This is a genomic window from Pseudomonas sp. 22189 (assembly GCF_052045635.1).
GTDB lineage: Bacteria > Pseudomonadota > Gammaproteobacteria > Pseudomonadales > Pseudomonadaceae > Aquipseudomonas > Aquipseudomonas parakoreensis.
This window is the reverse complement of the sequence record NZ_JBQEPG010000016.1, coordinates 16,133-28,392: the sequence shown is the minus strand read 5'-3', so window position 1 is coordinate 28,392 and position 12,260 is coordinate 16,133. Positions and strand designations below refer to the sequence as shown.

General features: G+C 59.3%; 8 protein-coding genes. 2 read left to right on the top strand and 6 right to left on the bottom strand.

Translation table 11 applies throughout. The features are described 5' to 3' along the window. Window positions 1-6: 6 nt before the first annotated feature. The 5 genes from topA to ACTJKS_RS18020 form a co-directional block, all read right to left on the bottom strand. A complete protein-coding gene (gene topA, locus ACTJKS_RS18040; RefSeq protein ID WP_041069001.1) occupies window positions 7-2,637 on the bottom strand; it encodes a type I DNA topoisomerase in 2,631 nt (876 codons plus the stop codon). Window positions 2,638-2,751: 114 nt separating this feature from the next. Continuing rightward, on the bottom strand, window positions 2,752-2,988 hold the full coding sequence (locus tag ACTJKS_RS18035; protein WP_041069004.1) for a DUF1653 domain-containing protein: 237 nt from the start codon (window positions 2,986-2,988) through the stop codon (window positions 2,752-2,754). A 99-nt stretch (window positions 2,989-3,087) separates the two neighbouring features. Then, window positions 3,088-4,263 carry an acetyl-CoA C-acyltransferase FadA gene (gene fadA / locus ACTJKS_RS18030; RefSeq protein ID WP_007910465.1) on the bottom strand — a complete coding sequence of 392 codons (1,176 nt, stop codon included), beginning with the start codon at window positions 4,261-4,263 and terminating at the stop codon, window positions 3,088-3,090. A gap of 29 nt (window positions 4,264-4,292) precedes the next feature. Further along, on the bottom strand, window positions 4,293-6,440 hold the full coding sequence (gene fadB / locus ACTJKS_RS18025) for a fatty acid oxidation complex subunit alpha FadB (RefSeq protein WP_041069011.1): 2,148 nt from the start codon (window positions 6,438-6,440) through the stop codon (window positions 4,293-4,295). A gap of 538 nt (window positions 6,441-6,978) precedes the next feature. Beyond that, on the bottom strand, window positions 6,979-7,416 hold the full coding sequence (locus tag ACTJKS_RS18020) for a hypothetical protein (RefSeq protein ID WP_108183342.1): 438 nt from the start codon (window positions 7,414-7,416) through the stop codon (window positions 6,979-6,981). Between the two features lie 103 nt (window positions 7,417-7,519). Here ACTJKS_RS18020 and ACTJKS_RS18015 point away from each other — a divergent pair, with 103 nt between their 5' ends. Then, window positions 7,520-7,957 carry a universal stress protein gene (locus ACTJKS_RS18015; protein ID WP_041069017.1) on the top strand — a complete coding sequence of 146 codons (438 nt, stop codon included), beginning with the start codon at window positions 7,520-7,522 and terminating at the stop codon, window positions 7,955-7,957. A 174-nt stretch (window positions 7,958-8,131) separates the two neighbouring features. Here the strand turns inward: ACTJKS_RS18015 and ACTJKS_RS18010 are convergent, their stop codons facing one another. After that, on the bottom strand, window positions 8,132-10,054 hold the full coding sequence (locus ACTJKS_RS18010; protein ID WP_198758593.1) for an ATP-binding cassette domain-containing protein: 1,923 nt from the start codon (window positions 10,052-10,054) through the stop codon (window positions 8,132-8,134). Window positions 10,055-10,268: 214 nt separating this feature from the next. Between ACTJKS_RS18010 and ACTJKS_RS18005 the strand changes: the two genes are divergently transcribed. Further along, on the top strand, window positions 10,269-12,197 hold the full coding sequence (locus ACTJKS_RS18005) for a transglycosylase SLT domain-containing protein (protein WP_108183344.1): 1,929 nt from the start codon (window positions 10,269-10,271) through the stop codon (window positions 12,195-12,197). The last annotated feature ends 63 nt before the right edge of the window (window positions 12,198-12,260 follow it).

Genomic DNA, 12,260 nt, shown 5'->3' with positions numbered 1-12,260 from the left:
TAACGCTTACTCAGCCTTGGCTTTCGTGCGCTTGTCCTCAACAGTCCATTTACCACCATCGTAGTACGCCTTCCAGCCGGTAGGCTTGCCGTCTACTTCGGTCTGCACGTATTGCTCCTTGGTTTTGCGGCTGTAGCGGATGACCGCTGGCAGACCATCAGGATCCTTCTGCGGCGCTTCGCACAGGAAGTGGTACTTCGGATCGATCTCGTCCTTGTGCGGCAGAATCTCGATCACCAGTGGAGCACGGGTCTCGCGGTTTTTCGGGAACTGACTGGCTGCCAGGAACAGACCGGAAGCTCCGTCGCGCAGGATGTAGGTGTCGTTGACCTTTTCGCATTTCAGCTCAGGCATCTTCACCGGATCCATCTTCGGCGGCGCCGCATCACCGCTCTTCAGCAGTTTGCGGGTGTTCTTGCAAGTTGGGTTGGTGCAACCGAAGAACTTGCCGAAACGGCCGGTCTTGAGCTGCATCTCGCTGCCGCACTTGTCGCACTCCAGGCTCGGACCTTCATAGCCCTTGATGCGATAGTTGCCCTCTTCGATTTCGTAGCCCGCGCAATCCGGATTGTTACCGCAGATGTGCAGTTTGCGCTTCTCATCAAGCAGGTAGGCGTCCATCGCCGTACTGCAGATCGGGCAGCGATGCTTGCCACGCAGAACCAACGACTCCGACTCGCCCTCGTCGTCCGCGGCAATCTCGTCGCCTGGCACCAGGTTGACGGTGGCCTTGCAGCGCTCCTTCGGCGGCAGGCTGTAACCCGAGCAGCCAAGGAACACACCGGTCGATGCGGTACGGATCTGCATCGGACGACCGCATGTGGTGCACGGAATGTCGGTCATCACGGGCTGGTTGGCACGCATGCCATTGTCCGGGTTCTCCGCCACTTCAAGCTTCTTCTTGAAGTCGCCGTAGAACTCGTCCAGCACGTTTTTCCAGTCACGCTCACCCTGAGCTACATCATCGAGGTTCTCTTCCATGCCGGCGGTGAAGCCGTAGTCCATGAGGTTCGAGAAACTCTCTGACAGACGCTCGGTGACGATGTCGCCCATCTTTTCCGAGTAGAAACGACGGTTGTGCAGGGTCACGTAGCCGCGATCCTGAATGGTCGAAATGATGGCTGCATAGGTCGAAGGACGACCGATACCGCGTTTTTCCATTTCTTTCACCAGGCTCGCTTCGGAGTAACGCGCTGGCGGCTTGGTGAAGTGCTGCGACGGATCAAGCTTGATCAGCTTCATCACATCGCCCTGCGCCATGTCGGGCAGAACGTCGTCATCGCCAGGCTTGGCGATCTGCGGCAGAACGCGGGTGTAACCGTCGAACTTGAGGATGCGGCCCTTGGCGCGCAGCTCAAAGTCGCCAGCAGCGACGCTGACAGTGGTCGACAGGTACTGCGCCGGCAGCATCTGGCAAGCAAGGAACTGGCGCCAGATCAGCTCGTAAAGGCGCTCAGCATCACGCTCCATACCTGCAAGCTTGCTTGGCGTAGTGTTGGCATCGGAAGGACGAATCGCTTCGTGAGCCTCTTGTGCGCCTTCTTTGCTGCTGTAGACATTCGGCGTTTCCGGCAGGTACTTCTTGCCGAACTCGTCTTCGATGTAGGTGCGCGCCATCGCCACGGCATCGGCCGAAAGATTGGTCGAGTCGGTACGCATATAAGTGATGTAGCCGGCTTCATACAGACGCTGGGCCATCATCATGGTTTTCTTCACGCCGAAGCCCAGACGATTGCTCGCGGCTTGCTGCAGGGTGGACGTGATGAATGGCGCCGACGGCTTGCTGCTGGTCGGCTTGTCTTCGCGCTTGACGATGCTGTAGCTGGAGGACTTGAGTTTCTCCAGCGCGGCCGTGGCCTGGGCTTCGTTCAGCGGTTTGAAGGCTTCGCCCTTCTCGCGCGCCACTTCGAAACGTACAGTCGAGCCCTTGGCGGTGCCAAGATCAGCGTGCACTTCCCAGTACTCTTCCGGGTTGAACGCACGGATTTCACGCTCACGCTCGACCACCAGCTTCACGGCAACCGATTGCACGCGACCGGCCGACAGACCACGGGCGATCTTGGCCCACAGCAGTGGCGAGACCATGTAACCCACAACGCGGTCGAGGAAACGACGCGCCTGCTGGGCATTCACACGATCGATGTCCAGTTCGCCCGGCTCGGAGAACGCTTCCTGAATCGCTTTCTTGGTGATTTCGTTGAACACCACGCGCTTGTAGCGGCTGTCGTCACCACCGATGGCTTCGCGCAGGTGCCAGGCAATGGCTTCCCCCTCGCGATCCAAGTCGGTTGCGAGATAGATGGTGTCAGCATCCTTGGCGAGCCGGCGCAGCTCTTCGATGACCTTCTCTTTACCCGGAAGGATCTCATACTGGGCTTTCCAGCCATGTTCCGGATCGACACCCATGCGCGAAACCAGTTGCTTGCGCGCCTTCTCTTTCGGCGTGAGCACCGGCCCTTCGCCCGCGGCGGCCTTGCCGCGCTTGGCGGCCGGCTCTTTGCTGGCGCTAGCCGAACCGCTGGTGGGCAGGTCTCGGATATGGCCGATACTCGACTTCACCACGTATTGGTTGCCCAGATACTTGTTGATGGTCTTGGCCTTAGCCGGGGATTCCACAATGACCAGCGATTTGCCCATGGATCAGAAAATTCCTGAATTCTAGAAGTGAAAGGCGGTTGGCGCCTGACGCGGCACCGCTATATATAGTGGCTACAAGGTGAGGTCAAGCACAGGGTTCTGTGCGCACTCGCCTCATGGCTTGGAAAAAAGGCTCGGTTCGGCTTGCACCAAAGCAAAGCGTGGCACCTGCTCGCCGTCAACCTCGACCGACTCGACGAACATGCTCAAAGGGCGTACCCAGAAGCCGTAATCGCCATACAGGGCTTGGTAAAAGACCACTTCTTCCTCGGTCTCGGAATGCCGCGCCACACTGAATACGCGGTACTGCGGCCCCTTGTAATGTTGGTAGAGCCCAGGTTGTATCGGCATGCTTCGGCCCTCACTCAAATTTTTTCAAAATAAATACAAAAATAAATCCACAAAAACAAAAACCGGGGCACTTGGCCCCGGCTTCCATCGACGAGACGCTTAAACGCGTTCGAAGACGGTGGAGATGCCTTGGCCGAGACCAATGCACATAGTGGCCACCCCGAAGGTGCCGCTATTCTGCTTCATCACGTTCAGCAAAGTGCCGGAAATACGGGCACCAGAGCAACCGAACGGGTGACCCAGGGCGATCGCGCCGCCGTGCAGGTTAACCTTCTCGTTCATCTTGTCGAGTACTTTCAGATCTTTCAGCACTGGCAAGGCCTGTGCAGCGAAAGCTTCGTTGAGCTCGAAGAAGTCGATATCGTTGATGCCGAGGCCCGCACGCTTCAGGGCTTTTTGTGTAGCCGGCACTGGACCATAGCCCATGATCGCCGGATCCACACCCGCCACCGCCATCGAACGGATCACGGCCATCGGCTGGATCCCCAGGTCCTGTGCACGTTGCGCCGACATCACGATCATGCACGAAGCACCATCGGTGATCTGCGACGAAGTACCGGCAGTCACGGTGCCACCCTTCGGATTGAAGGCAGGCTTGAGGGCCGCCAGACTTTCCAGAGTGGTTTCCGGACGAATGGTTTCGTCGTAGTCGAACAGCTTCAGGAAGCCGTTTTCGTCGTAACCCTGCATCGGGATGATCTCGTCTTTGAACTTGCCTTCCACCGTCGCCTTATGGGCGAGCTGGTGGGAGCGCACGCCAAAGGCGTCCTGCTGCTCACGGGTGATGCCGTGCATCTTGCCAAGCATTTCCGCGGTCAGACCCATCATGCCCGAGGCTTTCGCCGCGTACAGCGACATGTGCGGGTTCGGATCGACACCGTGCATCATGCTCACGTGACCCATATGCTCGACGCCGCCAACCACGAATACGTCACCGTTACCGGTCATGATCGCTTGCGCAGCGGTGTGCAGGGCGCTCATCGACGAGCCGCACAGACGGCTGACGGTCTGGCCGGCCGAGGTGTGCGGGATCTGGGTCATCAGCGACGCCATGCGCGCGATGTTCCAGCCCTGCTCCAGGGTCTGGTTCACACAGCCCCAGATCACGTCCTCGACTTCAGCAGGATCGACCTTGGCGTTGCGTTCCAGCAGTTTGCTGATCAGGTGCGCCGACATGTCTTCGGCGCGGGTGTTGCGGTGCATGCCGCCCTTGGAGCGGCCCATCGGAGTACGACCGAAGTCGACAATCACGACGTCTCTAGGATTCAAGCTCATAAGTTCACTCTCACTCTAGTTGGGGGCGCTTAACCGAAGAAGCTCTGGCCGTTCTTGGCCATTTCGCGCAGCTTCGCGGTCGGGTGGTACAGCGCGCCCAAATCAGCGTACTGGTCAGCCAGGGCAACGAACTCGGCAACACCGATCGAATCGATGTAGCGCAGTGCACCGCCACGGAATGGAGGGAAACCGATACCGTAAACCAGACCCATGTCGGCTTCGGCGGCAGTTTCAACGATGCCGTCTTCCAGGCAACGCACGGTTTCCAGGCACAGCGGGATCATCATCCAGTTGATGATGTCTTCGTCAGTGACTTCGCGCTGCTCGTAAACGATCGGCTTGAGCACTTCCAGCACCGACGGATCGGCCACCTTCTTCTGCTTGCCTTTCTTGTCGGTCTCGTAGGCGTAGAAGCCCTTGCCATTCTTCTGGCCCAGACGTTTGGCTTCGTAAAGCACGTCGACTGCCGAACGACGGTCATCCTTCATGCGATCCGGGAAGCCGTCAGCCATCACGTCACGACCGTGGTGACCGGTGTCGATGCCGACCACGTCCATCAGGTACGCCGGGCCCATCGGCCAGCCGAATTTTTCCATGACCTTGTCGATGCGGACGAAGTCCACACCGGCGCTGACCAGCTTGGCGAAACCGCCGAAGTACGGGAACAGAACGCGGTTGACCAGGAAGCCCGGGCAGTCGTTGACGACGATCGGGTTCTTGCCCATTTTCTTGGCGTAGGCAACGGTGGTGGCAATTGCCAGCTCACTGGACTTCTCGCCACGGATGACTTCCACCAGCGGCATCATGTGCACCGGGTTGAAGAAGTGCATGCCGACGAAGTTTTCCGGACGCTTGAGGGCCTTGGCCAGCAGGCTGATGGAAATGGTCGACGTGTTGGACGCGAGGATGGTGTCCTCTTTGACCTTGTCTTCGACTTCAGCCAGCACGGCTTGCTTGACCTTCGGGTTCTCGACCACGGCTTCAACAACCAGGTCGACGTGACCGAAGTCGCCGTAGGACAGGGTCGGACGAATGCCGTTGAGCACTTCAGCCATTTTCGCAGCGGTCATGCGGCCTTTGTCAACGCGGCCCACCAGCAGCTTGGCGGCTTCGGCCAGACCCTGCTCGATACCGTGCTCGTTGATGTCTTTCATCAGGATCGGCGTGCCTTTGGAGGCCGACTGATAGGCGATACCGCCACCCATGATGCCAGCCCCCAGTACCGCAGCCTGCTTCACGTCCTTGGCGATTTCGTCGTAGGCCTTGGCCTTCTTCTTCAGTTCCTGATCGTTCAGGAAGAGGCCTATCAGACTCTGCGCGGCAGAGGTCTTGGCCAGCTTGACGAAACCTGCCGCTTCGACTTCCAGCGCCTTGTCACGACCGAAGTTCGCGGCTTTCTGGATGGTCTTGATCGCTTCAACCGGCGCCGGGTAATTCGGGCCAGCTTGCCCTGCCACGAAACCTTTGGCGGTTTCGAAAGCCATCATTTGTTCAATGGCGTTCAACTTGAGTTTTTCAAGTTTTGGCTGACGCTTGGCCTTGTAATCGAACTCGCCGGAGATGGCGCGCTTGATCAGTTCAAGGGCAGCTTCCTGCAGCTTCTCTGGAGCAACCACGGCGTCGACGGCGCTGACTTTCAGCGCGTCTTCAGGACGGTTTTCCTTGCCGGCGGCAATCCACTCGATGGCGTTATCGACGCCGATCAGGCGCGGCAGACGCACGGTACCGCCGAAGCCTGGGTAGATGCCCAGTTTGACTTCCGGCAGACCGATCTTGGCCTTGGTCGACATGACGCGGTAATCCGCCGCCAGGCACATTTCCAGACCGCCACCCAGGGCGATGCCGTTGATCGCGGCTACGGTCGGAACGTTGAGGTCTTCGAAATCGCTGAAGATCTTGTTGGCTTCGAGATTGCCAGCAACCAGCTCGGCATCCGGCAGCTTGAAGTTGTCGACAAATTCGGTGATGTCGGCGCCGACGATGAACACGTCCTTGCCACTGCTGACGATCACGCCCTTGATCGAAGCATCTGCCTTGATGGTGTCCACGGCCTGACGCAGTTCGTTCAGGGTAAGACGGTTGAACTTGTTGACGGACTCACCCTTGAGGTCGAATTTCAATTCGACGATGCCACTTTCAAGAGCTTTAACCGTGATGGCTTTACCTTCGTAAATCATCAACTGATCTCCACGATATGGAAGCTGAACAGTACACGTCGGACGCAGGTAAATGGCTCGGCAGGACGCTTTTTCGTCGATGCTGACGCCAATCCACCCGGCACACCCGCCAACGCGATAGTCGGGATTCTGTAGGAGCAGTCTGTAAGACAAACGCTCAATTCATACGCCCGTTTGATTTGGGTACGCCACCTTCACGGAATTTCCGACAATTGTCAATCGCCCTAAATACGGGTTGAAATGCGACTTTGCGGTCATTTCTGTAAGACGCAGCCGCCGACACATGCTTGCATGTGAGGGTATTCATAAGATTAATAGTTAGAAATGTCGCCCTAATTCGCTGCAAGCCTTGTTTAACAGGCTACGCTCGCTGGACGACGAAGGAAAACACACGCACGTTTGTTGACCGGAGCACTCCGAATCAACACCAAAAAGAATTCCGGCCTGCCTGGCCACCCCCGCCCGATGAATCATGTCGGGCTTTTTATTGTCCGTCTGCCGGACGCTCCCCACCGTTGCAGTGGGAAAAATCCGGGGTTCAGGCCAGCGCTTTCAGAGTCGCGTCGATATCCTGCAAAACCTTGGCCTCGCCCTTCTCGCCCCAGTACAAGGCGATCATCTGCCTGTCGGCCTCAACCTTGAACACATTGCCCGGCAACTTTTCGAAATAATCGAGCAGCAACCGGTCCTCGCAGACTTCCTGCCATTGATTGACCCATACTCCCGGCGATTTCTGCCAGTAACTCCAGCACGCTGGCTGGCTGCCACGCCGTGGCCGATGATATTGCGCACACGGGCTGGGTGGCTCCTGCGACAGCCAATGCGGCCACTCCTGAGGCGCCAGCTGCATGGCCAGCCCGATGCGCCGCGCCTCCATGCGCAGGGCCATCCGGCCGCTCTGTACGCGCGACGGGCGCAACCATGCCAGTGGACTCAGAACCACCAGCAGGATTGACACCACCAACCAGACCGTCATATCTCTACTCCCGACTTAAGGTGAGCGCATTGTGTCACTCTGGAACCAATGCGCTTGAAACCAGCCATACTTAACACTATTGAACCGTCACAAGGAGCACCTCATGCCCTACTCCCATATCCTGGTCGCCGTAGATCTGACCGAAGAGTGCGACCCTGTGATTCACCGCGCCCGAGAGCTGTCGACGAGCAATGGCGCCAAGCTGTCGCTGGTGCATATCGTCGAACCGATGGCGATGGCGTTCGGCGGCGATGTACCGATGGATCTGTCACAACTGCAACAGCAGCAGTTCGATCAGGCCAAGGAACGTCTAGAGCGCCTGAAAGCCAAATATGCCGAACTCGAGGGTGCCAATTGCCACCTGACCTATGGCCAGCCACGTCAGGAAATCCATCATTTCGCCAAGGAAAATCTCTGCGATCTGATCGTGGTCGGCAGCCATGGCCGCCACGGTCTGGCGCTATTGCTCGGCTCGACCGCGAATGACGTTCTGCACGGCGCGCCATGCGATGTTTTGGCAGTACACCTGATCAAACGTTAAAACACGGATCATTGTGGGAGCGAGCCTGCTCGCGAAGGCGTTGGCACATTCAGCTTTAATGCCGCCTGACGAACCGCATTCGCGAGCAGGCTTGCTCCCACATCAGGTCTCTACCCGCATATGAAAAGCCCGGCGCTCATCACTGAGCGTCGGGCTTTTTTGTTGCCGGATCAATCAGGCATCCAGCTCGGCCCAACGCTCCACCAGCGCATCCAGCTCAGCCTGCAACTGCTCCAGCGAAGCAATCACCTTGGCCGTTTCTGCTGGCGGACGCTGGTAGAAACCGGCTTCGGCCATTTCCGCCTCGACCGCAGCGATCTGCTGTTCCTTGGCATCAATGTCGCCCGGCAGCGCTTCCAGCTCACGCTGCAGCTTGTAGCTCAGCTTCTTCTTGGCGGCCGGCGCTGCAGCAGCAGGCGCGGCAACGGGTGCAGGCTCAGCAGTGACCACCGCCGAGTTCAGGTCAGCCTTGCCCGACTTGCTCTCGGTCACACCCAACAGGCGCGGCGAGCCGCCCTGACGGATCCAGTCCTGATAACCGCCGACATATTCACGGACCTTGCCTTCACCTTCGAAGACCAGAGTGCTGGTGACCACGTTGTCGAGGAATGCCCGGTCGTGACTGACCATCAGCACCGTGCCGTTGAACGTCAGCAGTACTTCTTCGAGCAGTTCGAGAGTCTCGACGTCGAGGTCGTTGGTCGGTTCATCGAGTACCAGCAGGTTCGCCGGTTTGCTGAACAGTTTGGCCAGCAACAGACGTGCACGCTCGCCACCGGACAGCGCCTTCACCGGCGTGCGCGCACGTTGCGGGCTGAACAGGAAGTCGCCGAGGTAGCTCAGGACGTGGCGGCTCTGGCCATCGATTTCGATGAAGTCGCGACCTTCGGCGACGTTGTCGATCACGGTCTTTTCCAGATCGAGCTGATGACGCAACTGATCGAAGTAGGCGACATCGATCCGGGTGCCCTCTTCCACTTTGCCGCTGGTCGGTTGCAGACCGTTGAGCATCAGCTTGAGCAGAGTGGTCTTGCCGGTACCGTTGGCGCCCAGCAGACCGATACGGTCGCCACGCTGCAGGACCATCGAGAAGTCCTTGATCAGGTACGGACCGTCCGGGTGATGGAAGCTGACGTTGTCCAGGACCATCACTTGCTTGCCGGACTTCTCGGCCGTTTCCAGCTGAATATTCGCCTTGCCGGTACGTTCACGACGTTCGCTGCGCTCAACGCGCAGGGCTTTCAGGGCACGCACACGGCCTTCGTTACGGGTGCGACGGGCCTTGATGCCCTGACGGATCCACACTTCCTCCTGAGCCAGACGTTTGTCGAACAGCGCGTTGGCGGTTTCTTCAGCAGCCAGCGCGGCTTCTTTATGCACGAGGAAGCTGGCGTAGTCGCCGTTCCAGTCGATCAGACCGCCGCGATCCAGTTCGAGGATGCGCGTGGCGAGGTTTTGCAGGAAGGAACGGTCGTGCGTGATGAACAGCACGGCGCCCTGGAAATCCTTCAGGGCTTCTTCGAGCCAGGCAATCGCACCGATGTCCAGGTGGTTGGTGGGTTCGTCGAGCAGCAGCAGATCCGGTTCGGACACCAGCGCCTGCGCCAGCAGCACGCGGCGACGCCAGCCGCCGGACAACTCGGCAAGAGTCTTGTCGGCCGGCAGTTGCAGGCGACTCAGGGTGCTGTCGACCAGCGTCTGCAAACGCCAGCCGTCACGGGCTTCGAGGTCGTGCTGAACGTGCATCAGCTTGTCCAGATCGGCGTCGGTGACGATGTTCTGGCTCAGGTGATGGTATTCGGCGAGCAAGGCGCCAACACCGTCCAGCCCCTCGGCAACCACGTCGAATACCGTCCGCCCGTCGGCCACCGGCAATTCTTGCGGCAATTCACCGATTTTCAGACCGGGGGCACGCCACACCGAGCCGTCATCGGGCTTCTGATCGCCCTTGACCAGTTTCATCATGCTGGATTTGCCAGTGCCGTTGCGGCCGATGATGCACACCCGCTCACCACGGGCGATCTGCCAGGACACCTTGTCCAACAACGGCATCGCGCCGAATGCAAGGGACACATCGCTGAATTTGAGCAGGGTCATGAGCTTCTCCAAAAACCGGGCGCGCATTCTACCTGAATCAGGTCCTCAGCAGGCCGGCAATTTGTCTGCCGAAGCACTCTGCACAACATTTGTTGCGAACTTGTGCTGCAAGACCGGCAAAGCTTTCGCCCGTTGCTGGCAAAAGGCTAAGCTACAGACAATTCAGTGCTGGCCGCGGCCGGTGCTTGTCATGATTTCTCTGCCCGGATGTCTCATGCGCAGTCGCCTTTTCAGTGTCTTGTCCTGTTTGCTACTTACCGCCGCTGCCGCTCAATCCGCCCAGGCGGTGGACCTGTCGACCCAACGCCAGTATTACGATGAAGCCAAGCGCGCACTGGCCAAGGGCGATACCGGCCCGTACTTTCGTTACAGCCAGGCCTTGGCCGATTACCCGCTGGAACCGTACCTGGCTTACGACGAACTGACCGCGCGTCTGAAAACCGCCAGTAATGAGGAAATCGAGAAATTCCTCGCCGAGCACGGCGACCTGCCACAGGCCAACTGGATGAAACTGCGCTGGTTGCGCTGGCTCGCCGACCGTGGCGACTGGGCAACTTTCGTCAAGTATTACGACCCGAAACTCAACTTCACCGAACTGGACTGCCTCAATGCGCAGTACCAGATCAGCAGCGGCCACAAGGCCGAGGGCTATGCCAACGCCGACAAACTGTGGCTGACCGGCAAATCGCAACCGGCCGCCTGTGACGGGCTGTTCGGGATCTGGGCCGCCGACGGCCAGTTGACCGAGCAGAAACGCTGGGAGCGCACCAAACTTGCCGCCCAGGCGCGCAACTATCCACTGGCCAACAGCCTGGTCAACGGCCTGACCACCCTCGCCCCGCGCGGTCGGCTGCTGGTGGATGTGGCGCAGAAACCCGAACTGCTCAATCAGCCGTCGCGCTTCACTCCCGCTGACGAGCCGATGTCCGACGTGGTCAGCCTCGGCCTGCGCCGCCTCGCCCGTCAGGACCCGGACAAGGCCATGGCCCTGCTCGACGGATACGCCAGCAGCATGCATTTCTCCCGTGACGAAAAAGTCGCGATTGCCCGGGAAATCGGCCTGACCCTGGCCCGGCGTTTCGACAGCCGCGCGCTGGACGTGATGACCAAATACGATCCGGAGCTGCGTGACAACACTGTGTCCGAATGGCGCCTGCGCCTGCTGTTGCGTCTGGCACGCTGGGACGATGCGTATCAGTTGACCCGTCGGCTGCCGCAGGATCTGGCGACCACCAACCGCTGGCGTTACTGGCAGGCCCGCAGCCTGGAACTGGCACAACCGCAGAACCCGCAAGCGCAAACCCTGTACAAGAATCTGGCGAAAGAACGCGACTTCTACGGCTTCCTCGCCGCCGACCGTTCGCAACTGCCTTACTCGCTGATGAACAAGCCGCTGGTACTCAGCCAGGCCACCATCAACAAAGTGCGTAATACCCCCGGTGTGCGTCGCGCTCTGGAATTCCATGCGCGCGGGCAGATCGTCGACGGGCGCCGCGAGTGGTATCACGTCAGCCGCCATTTCAATCGTGACGAAATGGTCGCCCAGGCCAGGCTGGCTTACGACCTGAAATGGTACTTCCCCGCCATTCGCACCATCAGTCAGGCGCAATACTGGGACGACCTGGATATCCGCTTCCCGATGGCCCACCGCGACACCTTGGTGCGTGAAGCCAAGACGCGCGGCCTGCATTCGAGCTGGGTGTTCGCCATCACCCGCCAGGAAAGCGCGTTCATGGATGACGCCCGCTCCGGCGTCGGCGCCAGCGGCCTGATGCAGTTGATGCCCGGCACCGCCAAGGAAACCGCGCGCAAGTTCAGCATTCCGCTGGCCTCGCCGCAGCAAGTGCTCGATCCGGACAAGAACATCCAGCTCGGCGCCGCTTACCTGAGCCAGGTGCACAGCCAGTTCAACGGCAACCGCGTCCTGGCCTCCGCCGCCTACAACGCCGGCCCTGGCCGCGTGCGCCAGTGGCTGCGCGGCGCCGATCACCTGAGCTTCGATGTGTGGGTGGAAAGCATCCCGTTCGACGAAACCCGCCAGTACGTGCAGAACGTGCTGTCGTACTCGGTGATCTACGGGCAGAAACTCAATTCGCCGCAGCCGCTGGTGGATTGGCATGAGCGGTATTTCGACGATCAGTGACAGGTGCTGAATACCTGAAATGAAAAATGCCCGCATCCATCGATGCGGGCATTTTTTTGCTGC

What these genes read in the sequence shown, in the direction of transcription:
- topA (WP_041069001.1), bottom strand. Translation starts at nt 2,637, where the DNA reads ATGGGCAAATCGCTGGTCATTGTGGAATCCCCGGCTAAGGCCAAGACC.
- ACTJKS_RS18035 (WP_041069004.1), bottom strand. Translation starts at nt 2,988, where the DNA reads ATGCCGATACAACCTGGGCTCTACCAACATTACAAGGGGCCGCAGTAC.
- fadA (WP_007910465.1), bottom strand. Translation starts at nt 4,263, where the DNA reads ATGAGCTTGAATCCTAGAGACGTCGTGATTGTCGACTTCGGTCGTACT.
- fadB (WP_041069011.1), bottom strand. Translation starts at nt 6,440, where the DNA reads ATGATTTACGAAGGTAAAGCCATCACGGTTAAAGCTCTTGAAAGTGGC.
- ACTJKS_RS18020 (WP_108183342.1), bottom strand. Translation starts at nt 7,416, where the DNA reads ATGACGGTCTGGTTGGTGGTGTCAATCCTGCTGGTGGTTCTGAGTCCA.
- ACTJKS_RS18015 (WP_041069017.1), top strand. Translation starts at nt 7,520, where the DNA reads ATGCCCTACTCCCATATCCTGGTCGCCGTAGATCTGACCGAAGAGTGC.
- ACTJKS_RS18010 (WP_198758593.1), bottom strand. Translation starts at nt 10,054, where the DNA reads ATGACCCTGCTCAAATTCAGCGATGTGTCCCTTGCATTCGGCGCGATG.
- ACTJKS_RS18005 (WP_108183344.1), top strand. Translation starts at nt 10,269, where the DNA reads ATGCGCAGTCGCCTTTTCAGTGTCTTGTCCTGTTTGCTACTTACCGCC.